General features: G+C 36.1%; 21 protein-coding genes. 6 read left to right on the forward strand and 15 right to left on the reverse strand.

Annotation, left to right across the window (positions count from 1 at the left end; all coding sequences use genetic code 11):
- Nucleotides 1-158: 158 nt before the first annotated feature.
- On the forward strand, nucleotides 159-1,766 hold the full coding sequence (locus MWH30_RS07255; RefSeq protein ID WP_248663398.1) for a glycoside hydrolase family 57 protein: 1,608 nt from the start codon (nucleotides 159-161) through the stop codon (nucleotides 1,764-1,766).
- Between the two features lie 41 nt (nucleotides 1,767-1,807).
- A complete protein-coding gene (locus tag MWH30_RS07260; protein ID WP_248663399.1) occupies nucleotides 1,808-2,578 on the forward strand; it encodes a DUF4912 domain-containing protein in 771 nt (256 codons plus the stop codon).
- 62 nt (nucleotides 2,579-2,640) lie between these two features.
- On the opposite strand, the gene MWH30_RS07265 is transcribed toward MWH30_RS07260, so the two are convergent.
- The 9 genes from MWH30_RS07265 to MWH30_RS07305 all read right to left on the reverse strand — a co-directional run bounded on the left by MWH30_RS07265 (nucleotide 2,641) and on the right by MWH30_RS07305 (nucleotide 10,499).
- Nucleotides 2,641-4,605 (reverse strand): amylo-alpha-1,6-glucosidase, encoded by a 1,965-nt coding sequence (locus MWH30_RS07265; protein WP_248663400.1) that lies wholly within the window; start codon nucleotides 4,603-4,605, stop codon nucleotides 2,641-2,643.
- 127 nt (nucleotides 4,606-4,732) lie between these two features.
- Nucleotides 4,733-5,089 carry a carbohydrate-binding protein gene (locus tag MWH30_RS07270; protein ID WP_248663401.1) on the reverse strand — a complete coding sequence of 119 codons (357 nt, stop codon included), beginning with the start codon at nucleotides 5,087-5,089 and terminating at the stop codon, nucleotides 4,733-4,735.
- A gap of 64 nt (nucleotides 5,090-5,153) precedes the next feature.
- Complete coding sequence (locus MWH30_RS07275) at nucleotides 5,154-5,474, reverse strand: carbohydrate-binding protein (protein ID WP_248663402.1); 321 nt, start codon at nucleotides 5,472-5,474, stop codon at nucleotides 5,154-5,156.
- A 91-nt stretch (nucleotides 5,475-5,565) separates the two neighbouring features.
- On the reverse strand, nucleotides 5,566-6,450 hold the full coding sequence (locus tag MWH30_RS07280; RefSeq protein WP_248663403.1) for a glucodextranase DOMON-like domain-containing protein: 885 nt from the start codon (nucleotides 6,448-6,450) through the stop codon (nucleotides 5,566-5,568).
- Between the two features lie 86 nt (nucleotides 6,451-6,536).
- On the reverse strand, nucleotides 6,537-6,995 hold the full coding sequence (locus tag MWH30_RS07285) for a demethoxyubiquinone hydroxylase family protein (protein WP_248663404.1): 459 nt from the start codon (nucleotides 6,993-6,995) through the stop codon (nucleotides 6,537-6,539).
- A gap of 109 nt (nucleotides 6,996-7,104) precedes the next feature.
- Nucleotides 7,105-9,342, reverse strand: a complete 2,238-nt coding sequence (gene topA / locus MWH30_RS07290) for a type I DNA topoisomerase (protein WP_248663405.1) — start codon at nucleotides 9,340-9,342, stop codon at nucleotides 7,105-7,107.
- Nucleotides 9,343-9,501: 159 nt separating this feature from the next.
- The gene (locus MWH30_RS07295; protein ID WP_248663406.1) at nucleotides 9,502-9,762 is read right to left on the reverse strand and encodes a stage V sporulation protein S; all 261 of its coding nucleotides are present in this window, start codon (nucleotides 9,760-9,762) and stop codon (nucleotides 9,502-9,504) included.
- A gap of 117 nt (nucleotides 9,763-9,879) precedes the next feature.
- Nucleotides 9,880-10,185 carry a type II toxin-antitoxin system RelE/ParE family toxin gene (locus MWH30_RS07300; RefSeq protein WP_248663407.1) on the reverse strand — a complete coding sequence of 102 codons (306 nt, stop codon included), beginning with the start codon at nucleotides 10,183-10,185 and terminating at the stop codon, nucleotides 9,880-9,882.
- Nucleotides 10,186-10,205: 20 nt separating this feature from the next.
- Nucleotides 10,206-10,499: a type II toxin-antitoxin system Phd/YefM family antitoxin gene (locus MWH30_RS07305; protein WP_248663408.1), complete on the reverse strand. Its 294-nt coding sequence runs from the start codon at nucleotides 10,497-10,499 to the stop codon at nucleotides 10,206-10,208.
- A gap of 237 nt (nucleotides 10,500-10,736) precedes the next feature.
- Between MWH30_RS07305 and MWH30_RS07310 the strand changes: the two genes are divergently transcribed.
- Nucleotides 10,737-13,001 (forward strand): PQQ-dependent sugar dehydrogenase, encoded by a 2,265-nt coding sequence (locus tag MWH30_RS07310; protein WP_248663409.1) that lies wholly within the window; start codon nucleotides 10,737-10,739, stop codon nucleotides 12,999-13,001.
- Nucleotides 13,002-13,190: 189 nt separating this feature from the next.
- On the opposite strand, the gene MWH30_RS07315 is transcribed toward MWH30_RS07310, so the two are convergent.
- Nucleotides 13,191-13,589 (reverse strand): helix-turn-helix domain-containing protein, encoded by a 399-nt coding sequence (locus MWH30_RS07315; protein WP_248663410.1) that lies wholly within the window; start codon nucleotides 13,587-13,589, stop codon nucleotides 13,191-13,193.
- 188 nt (nucleotides 13,590-13,777) lie between these two features.
- On the opposite strand from MWH30_RS07315, the gene MWH30_RS07320 reads away from it, so the two are divergent.
- Together MWH30_RS07320 and MWH30_RS07325 are read left to right on the forward strand one after the other, a co-directional pair.
- Nucleotides 13,778-14,191: a helix-turn-helix domain-containing protein gene (locus tag MWH30_RS07320; protein WP_248663411.1), complete on the forward strand. Its 414-nt coding sequence runs from the start codon at nucleotides 13,778-13,780 to the stop codon at nucleotides 14,189-14,191.
- Entirely contained in the window at nucleotides 14,184-14,462 is a 279-nt protein-coding gene (locus MWH30_RS07325; protein ID WP_248663412.1) for a hypothetical protein, read from the forward strand. The genes MWH30_RS07320 and MWH30_RS07325 overlap by 8 nt, the downstream gene beginning before the upstream one ends.
- A 42-nt stretch (nucleotides 14,463-14,504) precedes the next feature.
- Here MWH30_RS07325 and MWH30_RS07330 read toward each other — a convergent pair whose 3' ends face one another.
- The 5 genes from MWH30_RS07330 to MWH30_RS07350 form a co-directional block, all read right to left on the reverse strand.
- Nucleotides 14,505-15,449 carry an aldo/keto reductase gene (locus MWH30_RS07330; RefSeq protein WP_248663413.1) on the reverse strand — a complete coding sequence of 315 codons (945 nt, stop codon included), beginning with the start codon at nucleotides 15,447-15,449 and terminating at the stop codon, nucleotides 14,505-14,507.
- 94 nt (nucleotides 15,450-15,543) lie between these two features.
- Nucleotides 15,544-16,500 carry an SPFH domain-containing protein gene (locus MWH30_RS07335; RefSeq protein ID WP_248663414.1) on the reverse strand — a complete coding sequence of 319 codons (957 nt, stop codon included), beginning with the start codon at nucleotides 16,498-16,500 and terminating at the stop codon, nucleotides 15,544-15,546.
- 13 nt (nucleotides 16,501-16,513) lie between these two features.
- Nucleotides 16,514-16,804: a hypothetical protein gene (locus tag MWH30_RS07340; protein ID WP_248663415.1), complete on the reverse strand. Its 291-nt coding sequence runs from the start codon at nucleotides 16,802-16,804 to the stop codon at nucleotides 16,514-16,516.
- A 156-nt stretch (nucleotides 16,805-16,960) separates the two neighbouring features.
- Nucleotides 16,961-17,692: a Fic family protein gene (locus MWH30_RS07345; RefSeq protein WP_248663416.1), complete on the reverse strand. Its 732-nt coding sequence runs from the start codon at nucleotides 17,690-17,692 to the stop codon at nucleotides 16,961-16,963.
- Nucleotides 17,693-17,727: 35 nt separating this feature from the next.
- On the reverse strand, nucleotides 17,728-19,437 hold the full coding sequence (locus MWH30_RS07350) for an AAA family ATPase (protein WP_248663417.1): 1,710 nt from the start codon (nucleotides 19,435-19,437) through the stop codon (nucleotides 17,728-17,730).
- 884 nt (nucleotides 19,438-20,321) lie between these two features.
- Between MWH30_RS07350 and MWH30_RS07355 the strand changes: the two genes are divergently transcribed.
- Nucleotides 20,322-20,831, forward strand: a complete 510-nt coding sequence (locus MWH30_RS07355; protein WP_248663418.1) for a hypothetical protein — start codon at nucleotides 20,322-20,324, stop codon at nucleotides 20,829-20,831.
- Nucleotides 20,832-20,871 lie beyond the last annotated feature (40 nt).

The raw sequence follows: 20,871 nt of genomic DNA on the forward strand, positions 1-20,871 counted from the left end.
CAAAATTAGTTTAATTAGTGGCTTAAAAATTAATATTTCCAGAGCAACTTTTTTTTATTCGCCTCAGCGATGTATAACTGGAAAGCAAAATCATTATATTAATAAGAGTAGCTAAGATTCTTGAAATAAAATTCAAAAATAACTAGGAGGTTATAATTTTGGAAAAAGGATACCTATCTTTAGTACTGCACGCTCACTTACCCTACGTAAGGCATCCTGAACAAGATGATATATTAGAAGAAGAATGGCTTTACGAAGCAATTACTGAAACCTATATTCCTTTAATTAATACCTTTAATAACTTATTAGCCGAAGGGATAGACTTCAAATTAACTCTTTCTATCTCTCCACCGCTAATGACAATGTTAACCGACCCCTTATTGCAAGATAGATATTTGCGACATCTAAATAATTTAATTGAATTATCGGAAAAAGAGCTAGCTCGAACTCAAGATCAACCAGACTTTCATAAAGTAGCTCAACGATATAACTATCTCTTTAAGGAAGCTAGACATGTATTTACTGAAAAATACGATCGCAACTTACTTAATGCCTTTAAAGAGTTTCAAGAACGAGGCTGTTTAGAGATAATTACTTCTAGCGCTACTCATGCCTTTTTGCCTTTTTTCGATATTTATCCCGAGTCTACGAAGGCTCAAGTAAGATTAGCTGCCGATCTCTATCGTCAACACTTCCACCAAGATCCCCCAGGAATGTGGCTACCTGAGTGTGGCTATCAACCTGGTCAAGATAGATTTTTAGCTGAAGAAGGAATTAATTATTTCTTCACTGATGCTCACGGAGTCTTGCATGCGGATACTAGACCGAAGTATGGAGTTTTTGCTCCTATCTATACTGAAAATGGTGTAGCAGCCTTTGGACGAGATCTGGAGTCTTCTAAACAGGTCTGGAGTTCTAATGAGGGTTATCCTGGTGACTATGATTACCGAGAGTTCTATCGAGATATAGGTTATGATTTGGACTATGAGTATATTGAACCTCATATCCATCAAAATGGTCTCCGTAAACACACTGGAATCAAATACTATCGAATCACCGGCGAAAGCGATCACAAAGAAGTATATAAGCCTGAATGGGCTACTCACAAAGCTGCAGCCCATGCTGATGACTTCATCTTTAATCGTCAAGCTCAAATAGAGTATCTAGCAGAGCATATGGATCGAAAACCAATTGTAGTAGCTCCTTATGATGCTGAGCTATTTGGACATTGGTGGTACGAAGGAGTACAGTGGTTGGACTTTTTAATCCGCAAGATAGCCTATGACCAAGATAGCCTTGCTTTAACTACTCCTAGTCAGTATTTAAATGAATACAAGACTAATCAGGTTACTACTCCTTCTTATTCCAGTTGGGGATATAAAGGTTACGGAGAGTTTTGGTTAGAAGGCAGCAATGACTGGATTTACCGCCATCTCCATTGGGCAACAGAGAAAATGGTAGAACTAGCTAATGAAAACCCGGCAGCAGACGGTTTAAAGTATCAGGCTCTTAATCAGCTAGCTAGAGAGCTGCTCTTGGCCCAAAGCAGCGACTGGCCCTTTATTATGAAGAGTGGAACTATGGTTGAATACGCCGTCAAGCGAGTTAAAACACATCTAACTAGATTTAAGAGCCTTTATAGAGAGGTACAGGAAGATCAAATACAGCCAAGTGTACTAGATAAGATTGAGCATTATGATAATATTTTCCCGGAGTTAGACTATCGAATTTACAGTTCTGAAAACGTAACTCCCGTCTATAATTAAATATAGTTCAATGATGTAAAAACCTAGCAGAGGTGAAAATTATGGGTTTTGTTCTGTATGCTATACTATTCACTATTTTAGGGCTGCTCATCTACCAGTTTCTCTGGAAAGATAAGCATGAACAAGAAAATAAACAAGAAGAGATGTTAGATAATGAAAGTAATACAAATATTAAGGATAAATTAATCAAGACTAAAGAATTAATTATGGATTGGGAGGTTGCTAAAGAATTGAGTGTTAATCTAAGAGAAGAAAAGGTAAGTAGTATAGAAGTTATCAAGCCGACAATAGAGTTTTTTGAAGTTGCAGAATATCCAGAACTAGCTGACTATGAACTTGAAACTAAGTTCTATCAAAATCGAATCACAGCCTTAGTTAGAGATCCTTACTGGGCTTATCTTTATTGGGAAGTAGAAACTACATTCGGAGTTTCAGGTTCAGCTATACTCAAGGTATTAGATATAACAGATAGAAACTATCCGGTAGAGTCAGCCCATAGCCACTTTACAGTAGATATAGAGCTATCAGCAGATAACTGGTATATCCAGCTTCCTGCTGCTAATAGAACTTATACTGTGGAGTTAGGTATAGTGGACAATGAAGGGTTTACTCTTCTAGCTCGTTCTAACTACTTTACTACTCCTAGAGACAAGCCTTCAGATAAGATAGATCCTGAGTGGATGACCTTAGATGAAGTATTTAAGCGTGGTTATAAGTATCGCCAAGAGGATCAAGAAGGGGCCAGCCCAGTAGGTAAAGAAGAAGAATTTGCTCAACATATCAGCTCTCCAGAGCTTATTAGAGATGAGTAAAAAGTAATAGCTTTAATAAAGGATCGACAAACTGTCGATCCTCTATTATTTTGAAAAACTAATTAATAGCCTAAGTCCTCAACTAAAACCCGCAAAAGCTCAGCTACACTCCAAGCTTGAGCAAAACAGCCTCTAGGAGAATGAGGGTAATCACCAGTAAAGACTTCAGAGATACTATTTATTCCTGCTCTGTGTAAGTGGGCCCTAAAAGGAGCTACCATCTTAGCAGCCGTCTCTTGACTAGCAGCACTATAGTCATTAACCTTCAAGTAAGCAGTAATAAAGTGACCGATTAGCCAGCTCCAAGCAGTTCCTTGATGATAAGCAGCATCTCGACTATACTGATCACCACTATACTGACCGATATACTCCGAATCAGTAGCTGCTAAACTGCGTAATCCATAGGTAGTATATAGCTTACTCTTCACTACAGAAACTACCTGTCGAGCCTGCTCATCCTCCAGCATAGTATAAGGTAAGCTAACAGCAAAGATCTGATTAGGACGCAGTTTAGCTTCTGGTTCACCACCAGTGCCAATCAAGTCATATAGGGCCCCTAGCTCTTCATTCCAAAAGCGAAGTTTAAAACTTTCCGCAGTTTGCTCAGCTAAACTCAACATCTCCTTTTCAACTGATAACTCCCCGTACTTTGCAGCTAGTTTAGCAGTCACCCGCAAAGCATTATACCACAAAGCATTGATCTCCACTGCCTTACCGTGTCGCGGAGTAACCACCCAGTCATCCACCTTAGCATCCATCCAAGTTAACTGCACCCCTGCACAGCCAGCAGAAATTAAGTAATCCTGATCTAAATAGATATTATACTTAGTACCTTCTTGATAACTATAGATTATCTGCTTTAAAACTGAATAAATACCCTCTTTTACTGAATCATAATCAGCAGTATACTCCAAATACTTATCAACAGCATAAAAAAACCACAGCGGAGCATCTACAGTATTATAGACCGGCTCCTGTTGATAGTCCGGAAATCTATTAGGCAGTAGTCCTGCTTCTACATAATGAGCGAAGGTACTTAAAATCTCCCGGGCCGTATCCTGCTTGCCAGTAACCAAACACAGGCCCGGCAGCGCAATCATCGTATCTCGACCCCAATCGGTAAACCAAGGGTAGCCAGCAATTACAGTCTTAGTTCCGGTAGACTCTCTGTGAACTATAAAGTCATCGGCTGCTACAGCTAAACTGTTCACAAAATCACTCTGGCTATCAACTTCACTTGCCAAAGACTCTTTGCGAAGCACAGCCTTTTTTAGCTCTTCAGCACCAGCAAAGCTACCTATCCTTGCTGTACTAGCTACTAAGTAATAACTCTCCGCAGCAGCCAATTCAAGCTCAATCACCCCCGGATTAAAGTGATCCTCCAGATAATCAAGCCCTCTTCTTTCCTCTACAGGATACTTGAAGTCCAAATGCCAGTCACCTTCAGCAGTATAGTCGGCTTTACCTAAGTGCAAATAAAGCTTTGGCGCTTCAGAATAAGCCCTAAATACTAACTCATTGTCGAGTCGTTCCCAATTAAAAGACCAACTTTCTCCTTTGCTTATACTATGATAGTCCCTACAGTTAAGCAACGGTCGCAAGCGTAGCTTCATTCTTTGTTGACTTAAGTTACGATATCTAATTACCGTAGTATTTTCACCTTCTACCATGAAGATCTTTTTCTCCAGTAAGTTCCCAGCTAAATTATAGGTATAGGTAGGTAAAGGAGCCAGCTCAAACTGTTGTAAGTACTTATAACCTTGAGGATGGACTGTATCTCGATACTGATTAGTGCTCAGCTGATAATCATTCCCCTGACAGCTCACTTCTGCTTCAACCTTGCTTAAGAGTAGATAACGCTCCACCGGCGGCTCTAAAGCTGCTATTAATAGCCCGTGATACCTTCTAGTCAAGGCTCCATTAATAGTAGCTGCTGCAAAACCTCCTAAGCCGTTAGTGAGTAGCCATTCTTTCTGTAAACTAGATTCTAAGTCGCTTAATTCTTCTCGGCTATAGCTATAATGCATTCTTTGAACCCTCCTTTATTAATATGAAATTATCGTTATATTGCATCATTCCAGCTTAAATAGAAAAAACCTTTAATCATGGATTAGAAAACCATGATTAAAGGTTTAAAATCAAAAGCTTATTTTGTTAGAAATAGCGGCTACTTAGAGTTCTATACTCCCAGTTTTCACCGTTATTATTATCCCAGTTCTCTGCTGAATCTTTAAAGCAGAAATTAAAGCTCTCTGCATTATTCAATCGCACCTTAGTTCTCCAAGTACCATAAGCAGTCTGCTCCATCTTAATAGTCTTAGTTTCTTCCCAAGGAGTATGCTCATTACCTACTCCAGCATGTAAATAAATCTCTCCGGCACCGTGATTCTTTAACTCTCCATCATATTCAATAGTTACATCTTCCATTGCTCTATCATCTCTATTAACTATAGCAGGTGCAACTACAACTCCATCTCTATTTTCAGTAATTCTTTCATCTATCATTTCCATTATATTTAAATTTCCTCCTTGATTTTAGTGTTAAAGTGATTAATAGTTTATTGTTTAAAAGTGGTTAGTTATAGTGTTCAGTTTCATGAATATCGTAGCTCCAATTATAACCTTCATTATTATCCCAGTTTTCTGCTGAATCCTTAAAGCAGAAGTTAAATTTATCAGTAGTATTCAGTCGAACTGTAGTCTTCCAAGTTCCTTGAGGAGTACGGTTCATTCTAATTGTCTTTACGTCCTCCCAAGTTTCTCCTTCTCCTACTCCAGCATGTAAATAAACCTCTTCAGCTCCTGAATCAGTGAGCAGACCATCGTATTCAATAGTCACATTCTCACCAGCAACAATCGGCGTTGGATTTACGTTCACCCCATCTAAGTGATGCATTTAGTCTTCCCTCCTTAAATAGTTAAATATTAGGCTTTAATTATATTATCTGCATCAGCAACTATTTTATAGGAGGTAATTATTAGTAATTTCAGTTTTTCAGAAACTTATCTTTAAATTCCAATAGCTCTTTTCTATATTTAACTCCTAAAACAATAGCTAATATAAGCAATAGTGCAAAAATTCTACTTATTTTAAAATGAGTATCTCCAACCGGGTATAAGGTTGCCAACTCTTCATTTTCAACATTGTAAGCTCCCAATATCTCCCGCTGTTCTTTGCCTTCAGGTACTAAGATATCTATTACATTGGGATTATAGTCTGTATCAGTACCGCCGCCGAACTTCCATTCTTCCACCTCTTCAACTACTGGCCGAAAATTATCATGGCTAAAACCATCTAAAGCTCCTACTAAAACATAGTATTGAGCCGACTTTAAATCACCAATCAGCTCTTGAGGCACTTTAACTTCAATAGTTCTTTGATCATCTAAAACCCGAGCTGTAGTAGCTGTATTATCTTCAAACTCAGCCTGAGGATCATCTTGATAATCAAAAACCTCTACTTGCCAGCCATTAATCTTCACTAATTTATTCCAAGGAGCATCAGGATCAAACTCCACATTTGCTCCCGGTTTAAAGACCTGAGTTGAACCTCCACTATCATTATCTATATAAATCTGTACTAGCTGATGGCTAAAACCATACTTAGCCTGCCAAGGATTAGTTATCTTAGCAAACTCTATTTTAAATAAATAATTACTTCCCGCTTCTTTAACTCTAAACTCCAATAGATCAAATAAGCCTTCAAAAGGAGCAAACTGCTCACTAGTAGGATATACATAAGTTCCCGGGCCGTAATCATCACCTTGAGCATCGCGCATTTGAAACAGATAGTCTTCAGCTCTTAAGCCAGGACTGATTATCAACAATATTATCATTAACTTAACTAAAAAAAAACCTATTTTCCTGTCCATATCTTTACCTCCTAGATTACATTAGCTAAACCTGATTAATATCTATGACAGAAAAATAAGCATTATGATTGGTAAATTCTATTTTTTTAGTTGCTTCTAAGTTGGGCTAATCTCTTTAAAAACCAAGCAGTATGTAAGTCTTCATCGATATGATTAAATTTGAGAATTTTTAATAACTCTTCCTGCTGTTGATTATCCTTATTGAGCGATTCAATCAATTTTTGATAGTCCTCCATTGCTTTTTGTTCTAGCAAAATATTAACCTTAAGTATGTTCTCCAAACCAGATAAAGAAAGAACTTTTCCGGCTAATTTTCCAACTATTGGAGAAATTACATCACCTAATTTGCTCGGCCTAGCACCAAGTTCTTTAATTTTTTCAGCAATATTGTCTACATGCTGCTGCTCGATATAAGCAATTCTCTCAAAAGCCTGACTAGTATAACTGTCCTTAACTTTTTGACTCTGAGCCGTATATAAGTCTACTTGATTAAGCTCTAAACTATAAAACAAATTTAGCTTATTGATAAGTTTCTTTCTCTGCATATAATTACCCCTCTGACAATACTTTAGATTATCAATTAAAAATAAATTGAAACTATCCTCTAGTATTTGAATCTGATTTTAATTATATACAATAGAATAAGTTTTTTAATTATTCAAACTGTGCAGTATGTTTACACTTGGGATAATTACTACAACCAAGAAAGGGCCCGCGACTACCCTTTCGCTTTCTCAATATACCACTCTCACACTCTGGACAGTGACCATACTTTCCACCAGCTTCTTTAAATTTCTCAAGCTTATCCTTTATTTTGATCTCTTTTCCGGCTGGTAGTTCAAAGCCATCGGGAATACTGATTGTTTCCTTACAGTCACATTTAGGAAACTTGCTACAACCTAAAAACTTACCCCGTCTACTATCTCTTAATACCATCAGATTCCCATTAGAACAAGAATAATCAGTCTTAACTAAATTAGATTTCTTCTTTTGCTGTTCCTTTTGCTTCTTTTCAATTCGCTCTTTAACCTCTAAATAATTATCCTTAATCTGTCTACTATCAATTCTAATCCCCCGGGGAATATTAACGGTATTTTTACAATCAGGATAATTTCCACAGCCTAAAAACTTACCAGTCTTACCCTCTTTTAATAGCATATCACTATCACACTTAGAACAAACAACATCAGTCTTAATCTGATGAGCTTTTTTATCGACATCCTTATTAGCTAACTCCTTTAGCTCAGCTTCAAAGGTAGTCCAAAACTCCTGCAGATATTCTTGCCACTGCAAGTCTCCCCTACTAATCCCATCTAATCCCTCTTCCATCTCTGCTGTAAAATCAATATTAATTAAATCAGGAAAATGTTCGACTAAAAAATCATTAACAGTAATCCCTAAAGTCGTGGGATGAAATTTACCTTTCTTTACTTTAATGTAGTTTCTTTTCTTTAAAGTAGAAATAATACTACTAAAAGTAGAGGGTCGACCAATATTCTTTTTTTCCAAGCTCTTAACCATTTTGCTTTCTGAATATCTTTGGGGTGGTTTAGTTTCTTTCTGTTTAACATCAAGCTTAGACAGTTCTAATACTTCTCCGGCATTTAAATCAGGCAGTTCACTTTTATAATTAGAGTTATCAGGCTTAAGATTAGCAAAAAATCCATCAAAAGTAATCTTATTAACCAACCCTCTAAATTGATAATCATCTTTTTCAGTTAAAATCTCTAACTGCTGATATTCCATAGGTGCTAACTGTGAATTTAAGAAACTATTCCAGATTAAACGATATAATTTATACTGGTCTTGACTCAAACTATTACGTACTTGATTAGGAGTTCTATAAATAGAAGTAGGTCTAATAGCTTCATGACCATCTTGAGCATTTTTAGAAACATTTCGAGAATAATTATAGGTATAGTCACTACCAAAATTATCTTTAATAAATTTTTGAGCTTGTCCTTTAGCTTCCTTGCTAACACGAATACTATCAGTTCTCATATAAGTAATTAAACCTACAGTTTCACCATTAACCTCTACTCCTTCATATAATTTCTGAGCCAAATACATCGTCTTTTTGGATGGAAAGCGCAAGCTCTTATAAGCTGTCTGCTGCAAAGTCGAGGTTGTAAAAGGCGGATAAGGATACTTCTTTTTATCTTCTTTGCTTAAACTAGTTATTGCAAAGCGATCTCCTTTAGCTAAATCTTCTTTTAATTTCTTTACCTGCTTCTCTTTATATAATCGAGATTTTTTCACCTTTTTATTAGCCACTTGATTTAATTTAAAACCCTCTAAATCATTAGCAAAATCCCCCTTAATCAACCAATAGTCCTGCGGATTAAAAGCTTCAATCTTTCTCTCTAAATCCACTACCATCTTCAAGGCTACACTCTGCACCCGACCCGCCGACAGACCTCTCCTGATAAATTTCCATAATAACGGCGATAGCTTATAACCTACCAATCTATCTAAAATCCGCCTTGTCTGCTGCGAATTAACTCGATTCAAATCTATTTGGCGGGGATTATTAATTCCTCTTTGAATCCCACTTTTAGTTATCTCATTAAAGACAATCCTTTGATAATCATCTTCACTTAAATCAAGAGCCTGCTTAACATGCCAGCCAATAGCTTCTCCTTCTCTATCAGGATCACTGGCTAGGTAGACAGTATCAGCCTCTTGATTATACTTTTTTAAATTAGCTAGAGCCTTTTGATTAGTAATTACATAGGTAGGAGTAAAATTATTTTCTACATCCACTGCTAATTCACTCTTGGGTAAGTCTCTAAAATGGCCGAGACTAGACTGTACTTTATAACCTTTCCCTAAATACTTACTAATTGTCTTAGCTTTAGCTGGGCTCTCTACTACAACTAAATCATATCCCATTTTGTTAGCTCCTTTCTTTAACCTTGCTTACAATTCTACTATCAATCTATTTCATTATAGCAAATAACAACTATTAATCAAATATCCCCGTTAAAACTCTACCTAACATTAATCTGCTCAGCAATTTTTTTAATTATTGATAAGCAGATTGATATTAGATCATTTAGGTTTTACAGTAAATTTAATAGCCGTCCTTTTTTCCCCAGCAATTTCAACATCTATAAATGCTGGTATACAAATAAGATTAAGCCCACTAGGAGCTACAAATCCCCTAGCAATTGCAATGGCTTTTACAGTCTGGTTTACAGCTCCAGCCCCAATAGCCTGCATCTCAGCATAACCCTGCTCTCTTAAGACACCAGCAATTGCACCTGCTACTTTATTTGGATTTGATTTAGTTGCTACTTTTAATAATCCCATATTAGAACCCCCTTATTTAACTACTCTATTTAAATAAGTTGACTAATATTTTACAAATACCTTTATTAAATTAAAATATTTCCAAATCATTAGCTAACAATAAAAAAAGGGGAACTATTATTCCCCTTCCTCCTCTAATATTCTTTTATAAGCATTTATATACACAACTTCAGCTTCTCGTTTACCAATAGACCAAATTATAATCTGCTCTTTAGCTAATATTTCATATACAACTCTATATTTATTCCTATAAAAATAAACTTTTAAACAACTTGATAAATCAATATCTCCTCTGCTACCTAATGGCTTTCCTAATTCTGGAGCACGTTTTATTTTCTTTAATACCTTTTTCAATCTCTTTTTTACACTTCCATCTAATTCTTTTATATCATCTTTTACTTGCGGATGAAAAATCATTTCCATATCTTAATCCTCCCAATAAATCAATCTAACATATCCATAATCTCCTCCTCTGTTATTGTCTCATCTAAACTAAAATTTTCCTTCCTATCTTTAACTGCATTCTCAATATAAGAGTCTTCTAATTGATTTTCTAAATACTCTATTTTTTCTAATAACATTTCATATTCTTCTATATCCATCATTATTCCTTCAACATCATTGTTTCTCATAATAAATAACGGGCCTTCCTTAGATTTATCTAACATCTGACTAAAATTGCGTACAAGCTCTGAAGAAGAAACCATATGATCTCGATCTATACGTAAAATTGTCATCTCTTTCACCTCCAATTGTTATCATTTATCTTCTCAAAGATTTTTTTGTTTTATAATTTGTGTTTTCATTAATGATATTATACATTAAATTTTACATAAAATCAATCATATTTTATGAGCAACTCCGACTAACTCAAATACATAACTGTTCATTAAAAATTATAAAAAAGTCAGACTACGAATAAAGTTGTATCTCTATTGAGAAAATAAACTTAGCAAATAATGAGGAGGGAAACTATGTCAAATATAAAAGAAAATATTTTCTGGGGAATGTTAACTGGAGCAGTAGGTGGACTAGCTGCTGCCTTTGTGCTGTGGGGTTCCTGGTTGTTGCCGGGTTTAGGATTAATCTTAACTCGGGTTGATTTAATAAATGGGCTAGCCTCTATGTTAATTCTGGGAGTTTTAGGTGGGGTAATCTACGCCCTGATTATCGGTAGTCGAGAACTAACTCTATCCACCTCGCTTTTATCAGGAGTAGCTTTGGGAGTAGCGCTGTGGGTCGGAGGAGTTTTAATTGCTATTCCCTTACTATTAGGTCTAGACCCAGCAATCACCAGTCCTTTAGACCACTGGACACCATTAGTGGCTCTTATTTTACACGGACTGATCGTAGCCTTAATTTATAACCGCTGGAGATTAAGCCACTCGCGAAGAGCAATGGGTACCGCCTTAATTATCTTAGCTTTAGCTGCGGGATTAACTCCTTTAATGTTGAGAACGGCCTTTACTACCGACCCTTCTGATCTATCTTTGCCTGATGGTTTTGAAGCTGAAGTAGTAGCTAAAGGATTTACATATCCCACTACGGTAATTCTGGATGAGGATGGGAATCGCTATGTAGCTGAATCTGGCTATGCTTACGGCCCTAAAACTACGGAAGGACGAGTAATTGTAATAGATAAGCAGGGCCAGCTTAAAGAAAGGTATGGAAACTTCAGAGGCCCAGTTAATGGATTAGCTATAAAAAATGATCACCTTTACGTTTCTCACCGCGGTAAGATAACAGAAGTGAATTTAGATAATGGAGAACGTCAAGATCTAATCACAGGTCTGCCTTCCGAAGGAGATCATCACAATAATGAGCTTCTTTTTGCTGAAGATGGAGCTCTTTACTTCGGGCAAGGAACAGTTACTAACGCAGGAGTGGTTGGTTCTGATAACTTTCTTTATGGTTGGGCCGACCGTTATCCCGATGTGCACGATATTCCTTCCCGAGACTTCACACTAACCGGAGAAAACTATGAAGCTCTGGATCTGGGAACAGTAGATCCTGCCGATGTTGAACCGACAGGTGCTTTTGCTCCCTTCGGCCAACAAAGAGAAGAAGGTGAAAAGATAGAAGCAGAAGTACCTGCTAATGGAACAATACTTCGTTATGATCTGGAAACAGAAGAGTTATCAATGTATGCAGATGGTTTACGCAATCCTTATGGATTAGCTATAGGGCCCGAAAACTCCCTCTACGCCAGCAATCTTGGTTATGATGATCGAGGTGCTAGAGCGGTTTCCAACTCTCCTGACTGGATTGTGGAGGTTGAAGAAGGAGCTTGGTACGGCTGGCCCGATTACGCCGGAACTGTACCCTTAAGCGATGAACAGTTTGCTTCCGAGCGAGGAATTAACCGCAAGCCGTTAATTTCCAATCCACCGGAAGTAGCAGAGCCAGCTTTAGACTTACCTCCCCACTACTCACCGATGAAGCTGGAATTTGCACCAGAAGAGTTTCCACTAGAAGGACTTTTAGTGGCTATTTTCGGTGATGCAGACCCGCTAACCGAAGACATAGAAGAAACTATCCCTAGCGGAGTTCTGTTAGTAGATTTAGAGGAAGAAGACTATGATTGGTTTGCTAAAAATACAGATAATCCTCGAGCTGGTCGTTTTGAAGAAGGTTTTAAAAGGGTAATCGATGTAACTTTCTGCGCTGAAGGAAAAGAACTATATATTTTAGATTTCGGAGTAATGGAGTTTACCGATCTATCCCCCAATGCTATTCCAGAGAGTGGAGTTCTGTGGAAGATTAGCGCTGAAGAAGTAGCCGAAGAAACTCCAGCACCTGATGCTGATACTCCAACCCCTCCAGTAGAGGAGGAAGAGCCAGCGGAAGTGCCTGAAGAAGCTCCGGGAGTAGTTCCCGAAGAAGATCCAGCAGAAGAAACTGAAGATGCTCCTGAAGAAGAACCAGAAGATGTTCCTGAAGAGACCCCTGAAGATGAGCCCGAAGAGGCTCCTGAAGAAGTTCCTGCGGAAGAGCCAGAAGAGGTTCCAGATGAAGAGCCTGAAGAAACTCCCGCGGAAGAGCCAGAAGATGTCCCCGAAGATACTCCAGAGGAAGTTCCGGAAGGAGAGCCTGAAGATATTCCCGAGGATGTTCCCGAAGATATTCCAGAAGAAGATCCCGAGGATATCCCTGAAGATGCAATTAATGAAATACCAGATGTAGAAGAAAGGGAAGATTTTCTCGAAAATGAAAACACAGATCAAAATAATGAAAGATAGTATAAGACATTAATAATACAGATGATAGAAGATAGATGACAGAGGATAGATTAAGTTCAAAATCATAAAAATCAAAAGCTTTCACCTAATACTTATCTCTTATGTCCTTTTTCTATCTATCCTCTATACTCTATCCTCTGTACTATAAAGCAATACATTAATTAAATTCCAACTAGCTAAAGAAGGTACTTAAGTTTTATAATGTGTGTTGTAGTAATTTTCTAATGCTTTATCTAACTCCTTGCTTTTGATAATAATTTCTTCATCAACTTTTTCTTTTTTATTTACTAATAATTGTAACTGATTTCTCAAACTTTCAACTATCTCATCAATTCCTGTTGTTTCTTTATTTTTATCTAGTTCTTCTATATTTTTATCTAGTTCTTCTATATTTTTATTAAAAAAGCTAGCTAAGGAAATTTCTAATCCTTTTTTACAGATCTTTTCTAATACTTTCAAAGAAACATTCTTAGTCTTATTCTCAACAGAACTAATAAATGCCTGACTTACTTGGGCCCGATTAGCAAGTTCCTCCTGAGTAATTCCTTTGGCTTCTCTTATAATTCTTATTCTTTTAGCAATATCCATTTATCACCTTTACCTCTCACTAAGTTTTTTATAGCTCATATTACTAGCTATATACAACTTCTATATTACTATAGTAATGCATACTAGTGCAAAAAGCAAATTAACGACAAAAAAAGCTAATATCCCTTGACTTTTTATCACTATAGGTTATAATTAAAGTAAATGGGAAAAGGTGGTATAAAAATTGAATGAAAAATCAAATTGGTACAAAGATCAGTATGATCAGAAAGCATAAAAAAATATCTCAAAGTGAGCTTGCTCAAAATGCCAACTTATCTCAGTCTTTTATTAGTCACTTAGAGTTGGGAAAAAGAAGCCCTACCCTAAGTACACTTAATAAAATTGCCGAGGGATTAAACATGCCTTTAAAAAAGTTTCTACTGTATATTGCTAATAACTTAAATTCTAAAATACAGGAGGGAACAGAAAATATAACAATGGGAAAAGAAAAAACTAATAAACTAAAATTGGAATTGCAAAATATAAAACAAAAAACCAAAAAACACAAAGATATGATAACTAGAAGCAATCAACTTGATAAAGAAATCATCAAAAAATATGGCAAGAAGCAACATAAGGGAAGTGATTTAGAAAATGAATAAAACTACTATCTCAGAACATCTAAATATGCTCATACTAAGTATGGCTTCCAAACAAAAAGTATTTAACGACCTTGAAAGTGAACTGTTTCAACTAAATGCTTATACAACATTTATAGAACAGCTTATTCAAATAAATCTTGAAGTACTAGATTTAAAACAAGAAGAAAAACAAGACGAATATAATAGATTAATTGAACTTTATTTTGAGGGAGAAATTGACAGTCCTGAACAAATCATTGAAAGACTAACAACAGATCTACATGCAGTTTAGTTCTCTAACATTTTGCTTCCTAGAAAGTAAATCTCTATTCCACTACCAATAATACTTAAAAAAGTTAGCCTCTCGCTCATAACTAGCCGTTAACTCTTCTATCTCGGCTAATTGCTGCTCAGGATACTTACTAAATTCTTTAGCAATCTGCACATTTTCTTCTAATTCTCTTAGATTAGAAATACCGACTATAGCAGTGCTTACTGGAAAGGATAAGCTATAACCTAAAGCTTGCTCCATAGAAGTAATTCCTTCGGAGCGAATAATACGGCCGGCGGCTACTACCTTCATCGCAATGATTCCCATTTCTCTAGCTACAGCTTTCTCTAAAAGCTGTTCTTGAAAAGGACGATAATGGATATCGCCAGCATTTAAAGCCATCAGAATACAGTCAAAATCGTACTCCTCAATCCCTCTCAATAAAACTTGAGGGTCTCGATGGCCAGTAATGCCGATATTCTTAATCAATCCCTGACTCTTTAACTCTTCCATAGCTTCAATTGCTCCGTTACTGGATAGGGCCCTATCCAAGTCACGATCCACCCGAATATTATGTAATTGATAAAGATCTAAATAATCAGTCTGCAAACGCTCCAAACTCTGCTCAAAAAGCTCCATAGTCCCTGCATAAGAACGATCGTGAGTCTTAGTAGCCAAAAATACCTCCTCACGACGCTCTCTCATCACCTGACCTATATTGCTCTCGCTGCCTCCATTACCATAACTAGGCGCAGTATCAATATAGTTTACTCCCAAATCTAGGGCCCGATTAATAATCTCCACTGCCTCCTCTTGCCTATGCTCCTGTTCTATAGTAGCCTCTCCCCCCAAACTAAATAAACTAACCTCATGGCCAGTCCTACCTAAGCTGCGGGTAGGCATTTCCCCAGCTTCTAAATCGTCCAAAGCCGAAGTATCCTGACAGGAAAGCAGCATTCCACTGGCAACTGTACCTAAACTTAGCTTGATAAAGTTTCGTCGATCCATATTAAACAACCCCTTTCTTGCTTAATAGTATATCAAAAAAGTAAAAAAAGGCAATAATTAGTTGCCTAATTACTGCCTTCAAAATTATTAACCTCTATTCAATACCATAATCACTTATATCGAAAATGAAATCATTCCCGCCGGAAGAGACCTTCGGTAGTTCGCCATCCCATTTTTCAATAAAGTCTTCCATAACTTCTAACTGTCTCAGTTGTAACTGTTCATCTATATTCCGCATTAAGAGCTCAGTTGCTTCGGCCTCGGCCTCAGCTTCTTCTATTCTTTGTTGATTTCTTATTTTTTGAGCCTCATAATGACGTTCAGCACTAAACTCTTCATTAATTGCCTCTTGAATCGACTGATCTAAATAAGTTACCTCTCCTCGCCAACCTAAAGTGGTAATTGTAACTCCTCTTTCTGCAAAATAAGGAACTACCCTATCTCTTAATTCTTCATTGATTCCACTTCTATCAGCCAAAATCTCACCCATTGTCATAGAAGATACTATCTCTGTAAAGGTAGTTTCTACAAAAGCTCTAATTTCTTCATCCATTATCTCTGACAAGGGTTTATTATTATACCTATATAAAAATGTGGTGGCATCAGCTTCATCGATTTGAGCATTTGCGTTAAATCTAGCTCTAAAGCTGATAGATTCTTTAGAATCGGCAATAATAGCTTCATTTCTATTTGAAGTACCTTCGCCAGGTTCTTCTCGCCACTCTCTAGTAACAGGCGCTCTATCGACCAAAATTAACCTTGCAGTAGGTCTATAATAGCCTCTCCACCACTGCCAGCCATAACCTGTCTCAACCCATCTTTGTGGTATTTCTACTTCTCTAGTAGCCACCTTATTTTCCTCTAAGTAACTTTCAGAATCCAATTTATCTTGAACCTCTACACTATCACCAACCATTGGTACTAAGTAAGCAGTTTCGTGTGGTTCAATATCTTCAATGATCGGTTCTTTAGGAGGTTTAGCACAACCCACAAGCACTGTAAAAAGCATAATTGACAGCAACAAAACAATTGACTTAGACTTAAATTTCATTTTTTCAACTCCTTTAATTAATATCATAAGTATCTTGATTGGACTTAATTTTATTATATAACTTAGTAAAACCATTTTTCAGCTCTGGAAATAATAAAATAATCACTGCTCCGATTAAAATAATGGGAATATAAGTTTGCAGTTCATTATACAGCCGAAAAAAAACATAAGCACTTTGGCTATCTTCTAGCTGTAGCATCGCCATTTGATTATCCACTATAGGTTTAACTGCTCTATTAAAAATCATAAAAAACATAACCATTACAAAGCCTAACATTATTCTGATCTGTTTCAGCTTTATCATCTCCTTTTTACTCCCATATATCTAAACAATGCTGGATAGCTCCTGACTTCTCCTGTTTAAAATGCAAAAAACTACATAGAAAGAGCTGCTTGTTCAGAGTTTTTAATAATAAATTGAGTCTGAGATTTAAGCAGAGTTAATCCCAAACCCTATAGATTAATCTATCAACTTTAAATATAAATCCAAACTTCTATTCAGCGCCTTAGCTACCAATTCAATAAAATCATCATAATTTTCTGTTACATGAGCCCTATCCAAGCTTTGATAATATTTAACCCTATCTTCATTCTTAATAATAGCAACTGGATACCCATCTTTGATAAGCTCAAAATTTAATAAAAGCCTGGCCGTTCTGCCATTCCCATCAATAAAAGGGTGTATCCTAACAAAATCAGTATGTAATTTAGCAGCTCTCTCAACTGTATGTAGTTTTTGCCCAGTTTCATGGTACCAATTAATTAACTCCTCCATCCGCCCTGGAACTATAATCGGGTCGGGTGGAGTATGTTCTGCCCCACTTATAACTACCTTCTCCTTTCTATACCTGCCTGCATTCTGATCATCTATTCCCTTCAATATTAAATAATGAATATTCTTTATTTGTCTTTCAGATAGGCTTTGATTCTCTTTGATAATATCTTCCATATATATAATTGCTTCTTTGTGATTTACAACCTCAAGATGCTCCTTTAATGTTTTTCCTCCAATTGTTATCCCATCTTCTAAAACAACTTTTGTTTCTGATAGAGTTAGTGTATTACCCTCAATTGCATTTGAGTTATATGTCCAGTCTAAAAATAATTTTTCTCTGATGCTCTTTAATGTATTTTTAGGTAATGGTCTTTTCTCTGCAATGATTTTTTTCTTTTTATCAATCTCTGCAAACATAACTTAACCTCCTCACTAGCTTCGCCCAACCTTTATCATCTATCCTTTATCCTCTGCACTTCCACACATTCTTCGCCTACAAAAACTAACACCCACTTCTCTAAGTTCTCCTTTTCCCTCAACTCCTCAGCCTGCTGATACTTCAATATCTGCTCTTTACCTGCCGCTAATTTACTCGCTACAGCTGCCTTGCCTCGGTGCTGATACTCACTCTTCTTAAGGTACTTCAACTCAATTATAGCTTCATACTCAGGCTTAACTCCACTTCGCTCCAACAAAGCAATATCAATATAACCATCCTCCACCTCATACTCGCTCTTTACATAATAGACCCGACTTAAAAAAAGATAGCTAAGCATAATCAACTTTATGTACTTTTCATCAAAGTTAATATAGTCCCTGCTAGATAGTTTACTTAAGGTTCTCTCTATCAACTCAATAAATTTATCTATTTGCCCTTCCAAAGCAATGCTAATAATACTCTTCTTAATCTCGATACTTTCAATTTCATAATCAGTCTCATCTCTGAGCAGCTTAGCAAAAAAATCAAAGTATAGCTCTTTAATCACATAATTAGGCACTTTTAACCTTAATAAGTTCAAGACTGAACTGTCTATAGTTAAAAAGCCTAAATAAAAGAGTAGAGATAAAAAATCTTCCGCAATAAACTCCTTAGCTAGACTAAACTCTCTAGTAATTACTGCTTCTTGTAGTTCTCCTTCCAAAATACTTTCTAGTATTTGATAGTTTCTTTCCTTATTTTTTAAAGAGAATAGGGCACTCAGCTTAGAATAATCACTGGAAATATTAGTATCAATTAAATCATCCGGCTCACTATCAGCTATTTGATACTCACTTAAATAGTACAAAATCATATCGCTATTAAAAACCCTTTGCTCTGCTTTTTCATGAAATAAGTAACCATTATAATATCTCTTTAACCTCAAAAACAGCTCTTCATTAGCTCCATTTTGGACTCCTAATACTTTATTCAATAAAAATTTGACCTCTTCTTCTGTAAAGCCAATCATTTGATTTAAGTTCCGATCCCGACTCTTATTTTTAGCTATGTTAAAACCGCTAGTTAGACTATCTAAGGTAATAGGACTGACTCCGGTAGCAAAGATTCTATCCACTACCCCACTGGCCGTGCCCTGTTTTAAGACCTCATACCACTTACGCACAAAGCCAGTCTTGCTAATTGTCTCCTCAAAGGTATCTACCTGAAAGCTCAATAGCTCATTAGCAAAGTGATCATATTCATCTATCAACACGTATATTTTGCCCTCTATTTTAGACTGAACTGCTGTCAAAAAAGAATTAAATATAGCCGCTGGACTGCCACTCTTAGTATAGTCTAAATCCAAATTATATTTGTCAGCAAAATTCTTGAACACTTCCAGTGTGCTTCGCAAATAATCTTGACGCAATAACTCTTTATCTTTGGTATCCAGTCCCGAAAAGTCAAACTTCAAAATATAATAGCTATTAGCCAGTTCAGTTTTATTCTTGCCGATATATAATTCACCAAATAGTTCTTCAAAATCGGCCTCTTTATTTAGATCGTAGTAGTGCTCCAAAGTAGATAAAAATAGAGTTTTACCGAATCTTCTGGGCCGTAAAAAGAAGATATAGGGTTCCCCATAGCTTTCCAATATTTCTATATACTTTGTTTTATCAACATATAAATAGTCTTTTTTTCTTAGTTTCTCAAAATTACTAACTCCATAGGGTATTTTAGGCACTAGCAAACACCTCCTTTTTTTAGTTAACAGTTAATAGTTGAAGTTCAAATAACAAGTTCTTTATGCTCTTAACTATTATTATACCGTAAATCTGCAAGAATAAAAAGGTAAAGAGCCCTATTCCAATCACTTAATAATCCGCTTATAAAGCCAAGCCAGCTCCTGCTCAGCATAGACTCTCGCTTCCGCTTGAAGATCCTTATTTTCAAGTAACTCCTGCGCTTCTGCAATGAAATAGCGAATATAACCATAGCTATATCTATAAATATTTTGTCTTTTCGCGGTAAAATGCTTGACAACTCAGATAAAATGTGATAGGATCTATTCGAGAGAGAGGGGGGTAAATCTGTATAAGGAATAATCAATTAATATATACTTCTGATGAAACCTGTTATTATAGGGGTTAAGACTAGTATTGTTCTCAAGGGAGATATTCAAAAATTAAAAAGAGGGTGGTCTTATTAATTTTACAGCTTTTATTAAATCAACTAACTCAGTCCCTAATACTTGGGAAGACTGGAAGAATGATGCTGAAGGTCAGGAAGCGGAGAGAGTTTTCCAATTTTTAACATCTGGTTACTCGATAACCCGCTTTCTTATCGCTGCTGAAAGAGAACTACCTGCTCTGAGTTTGGTGATAGAGAAACTCGAGAAAGAATTTGCTAGTAATAAAAACTTTGATTTGAATACTAGACGCGCAAAAATAGCGGTGGGGCATATGCTGAAGTTCATTTTAGAAAGTTTAGGATGCCAGAAAAAAAACGTAAGCTCCAGTAGTAAACGAAAGCTTAAAAAATTTTCTGGGGCAAAGATTTTCAAGACATCCGCTGTATATTCTATTTAGTTGTTGTTTGACAATACTAAATTTAAACAGGAGGTAAAAAATGTCATTAAAAAGTTTGATAAATTGGATTACACTACTTGGCATTAATGGAGTCTCATCAGCATATTTTAATCATGGAAACGTAACTTCAAATGCAAATCAGTATCACTTGATTAAATTTAATCTTAGAGAAGTAGATGAGGATGTACGTAAAAGTTTTTATTCTTATTTTGAGCTATCTGATGAAATTAAGTCGGATATAAAAAAGGTTATTAGCGATTTCGAATGGGAATACCCTACTGATTCTTACTATTTAATAGTCCTAGACGAGAAGATAGACGATGATAATGTTTTCAAAGAAATTTTTGATAATTTTATCATTACAGAGTTAAGCCAAGAGAAAAGAATTCCACCCTATAGCTTTAAGTTTTTAAATTATGGTCATCTATATTTCAAAAAATTTGACTTTTCATCTTCAGAATACGTCTTATATATAACTACATTTGATTTCGAGAGTGAATATGCGAAACTTTGCCCATCTATGATGCTACCGTCTACTACAGTATATTAAACTCTATATTTTGAGTGCTAGCTTCCTAAATATCACACTA

It is taken from the genome of Fuchsiella alkaliacetigena, from assembly GCF_023227765.1.
In the GTDB taxonomy this organism is placed as follows: Bacteria; Bacillota; Halanaerobiia; order Halobacteroidales; family Acetohalobiaceae; genus Fuchsiella; species Fuchsiella alkaliacetigena.